We start from the raw sequence: 2431 nt of genomic DNA on the forward strand, positions 1-2431 counted from the left end.
GACCGAGAGTTCAGCCTTGTGGCTGGAAACGCTATGTACGGACTGATTACCGTGATTCACGTTTCAACGAATCGCACCCCTCAAACTCATCGAACAAATTCAAACCGAATTTGATTATATTATTTGGTTAAGCCTCACCAACACTCCCACACTTTCCACCCTCCAAACCGAACTCAAACAATTTTTTGGGCGATCGCAACAACCCCCATTACCCACAATCATCGATTATTTCCGATCTTCTCGCTGTCTAGTAATTCTTGATGACGTACAGAATATTTTTAGTAGCAGTCAATTAGCAGGTCAATATTTAGCAGGCTATGAAGACTATGGCAAATTTTTTAAACAAATTGCTACATCCTCCCATCAGAGTTGTTTAATCCTCCTCAGTTGGGAAAAACCCAAAGAAATCGCAAATTTAGAAGCCGAAAACCTCTCCACGCAAAGCTTACACCTCAAAGGCTTAGGAGAACAAGCCGCAGAAATTTTTCAACAAAAAGGATTAGTCGATGACGAAAAATGGTCAGACTTGATCGCCCTTTATCAAGGTCATCCTTCCTGGCTAAATATCATGGCTGCAACTATTTTGGAGTTGTTTGATGGTAGCGTTTCCCTGTTTTTATCCGATGTAAATTATTTATTCTTAGGTGACTTACAACCCATCTTAGAATCTCACCTAAAGCGTTTATCAGACTCAGAAAAAAAGGCGTTATACTGGTTAGCCACTCAAAATGAAACTGTAGATATTTCCCGAAAAGCTACTGATAGTGAATTATCCCAATCAGAATTTTGGCAAGCTATACAATCTTTAGCGCGACGCGGCTTAGTGGAAAAAGTGTTAGTAGGAGGGCGATCGCTCTTTTTCCTCAATCCCGTATTCAAAGCATACATTCAGTGCAGGTGAAATATTATATAATCTATGAGAGATTACATTTCTTACATTTAACGAATAGAAAGCGAATCTTATGAAAACATTTACCGCTATAATCGAAAAAGATTCTGATACCAAGCTTTACGTTGGTTATATTCCTGGATTTCCTGGGGCGCATTCCCAGGGAGAAACCTTGGATGAGTTACACGAGAATCTGCGTGAGGTAATTGAGATGCTCCTAGAAGATGATACTCTCGTCATTCAGACTGAGTTTATAGGTACACAACAGATTGTGATCCGATAAACATGAGCAATATCCCAGTTCTGAAACCACAGGAAATAGTCCGCATACTAGAGAACCTTGACTTTGTAGAGGTGCGTCAAAAAGGCTCACATAAGCAGTTCCGTCACCAAGATGGGCGAGGAACTACTGTTCCTTTTCATAAAGGGCGTGATATATCACCTCGATTGCTTCAGCGGATTGCAATTGATATTGGCTTGACAGTTGAGGAAATGTTGGAGTCACGGTGAGTTGAGGTGAACTACGTGACTACTTTTTGCCCAAATTGCTGCAAAACTACCGAAATTCGGAACCGAAACAGCATGGAAACAAACTTCCGCAAAGGCAAAATGTGAGGAGAAAGCATGATTTTTTTAATCGCACTTCTGGACTTCTACATCGATCGCATAAAAGCATTCACCCCATCATATTGATCCGCCATACGCGAATAAAACTCGATCGATCGCAAATCCAACTCCGGCAAAAGTTCGCTCTTACTCACCAACTCATATCCCGTTGGACGCAAACAATAAACCGAAATTACCCCATCCTCCCAAAACCAAACCTCCTGCACTCCCACACGACGATAGATTTCCAGCGTATCAATTCCACCACTCGTCACTGTCACCTCGATCGCCAAATCTGGAACCGACTTGCGCGTACCCAAACAGTAAGACTCATCTGGTTCCTTCCGTGCACCCAACTCCTTCATCCCGATGGTTGTACTGCCGCGCCCGTAGAAACGAATGTCCTTCGTCCGCATATAAATCTCTAAAAGCTGATCTAAAGTGTTTTTAGATTCTTCATGTTCCTCATAAAAAGGAGCCATAATTTCTAAACACCCATCCAAATAAGTTAAGCGCGCCCCAGTTGCCTCCAAATCTGCATCCAACTTTTCCAGAGTCTCCCATGTCACATTTGACAGAAAGGCTGTACCTGTACCCACTCCTGCTTTAGAAATTGCGACAACCATCTGACTTACCTTTCACCATCATTTTTCCATAATATACCACTTCAAAAAGTGGGAGTCTGTAGTCAACTGTTGACTGTTGACTGTTGACTGTTAGCCGAGAAAAATATTTTCCCCAAACAAAAAGCGCCCCTATTTCTAGGAGCGCTTTTTGTCAATCTCAGACTAAAACTTAGCCATTGATAGAAGGAGCAACCATTGCTACGGGAGTTGTAACACCCGCTGCCAAGTCGAGAGGGAAGTTGTGAGCATTGCGCTCGTGCATTACTTCCATACCCAAGTTAGCGCGGTTGATGACATCAGCCCAAGTATT

The 2431-nt window shown here is 42.5% G+C and carries 4 protein-coding genes and 1 pseudogene; 3 read left to right on the plus strand and 2 right to left on the minus strand.

Going from position 1 to position 2431, the window contains the following annotated elements:
* Positions 1-568: 568 nt before the first annotated feature.
* From QUB24_RS33160 to QUB24_RS33170, 3 genes are all read left to right on the plus strand, one after another.
* Entirely contained in the window at positions 569-901 is a 333-nt protein-coding gene (locus QUB24_RS33160; protein ID WP_333157822.1) for a hypothetical protein, read from the plus strand.
* Between the two features lie 61 nt (positions 902-962).
* Positions 963-1172 (plus strand): type II toxin-antitoxin system HicB family antitoxin, encoded by a 210-nt coding sequence (locus QUB24_RS33165; RefSeq protein WP_293133322.1) that lies wholly within the window; start codon positions 963-965, stop codon positions 1170-1172.
* Between the two features lie 2 nt (positions 1173-1174).
* Positions 1175-1399 carry a type II toxin-antitoxin system HicA family toxin gene (locus QUB24_RS33170; protein WP_333058538.1) on the plus strand — a complete coding sequence of 75 codons (225 nt, stop codon included), beginning with the start codon at positions 1175-1177 and terminating at the stop codon, positions 1397-1399.
* Between the two features lie 143 nt (positions 1400-1542).
* Here the strand turns inward: QUB24_RS33170 and QUB24_RS33175 are convergent, their stop codons facing one another.
* Complete coding sequence (locus QUB24_RS33175) at positions 1543-2121, minus strand: Uma2 family endonuclease (protein ID WP_333157823.1); 579 nt, start codon at positions 2119-2121, stop codon at positions 1543-1545.
* Positions 2122-2290: 169 nt separating this feature from the next.
* A pseudogene (locus tag QUB24_RS33180) lies at positions 2291-2431 on the minus strand (photosystem II q(b) protein); the annotation flags it as partial.

It is taken from the genome of Microcoleus sp. B9-D4, from assembly GCF_036705105.1.
Classification (GTDB): domain Bacteria; phylum Cyanobacteriota; class Cyanobacteriia; order Cyanobacteriales; family Microcoleaceae; genus Microcoleus.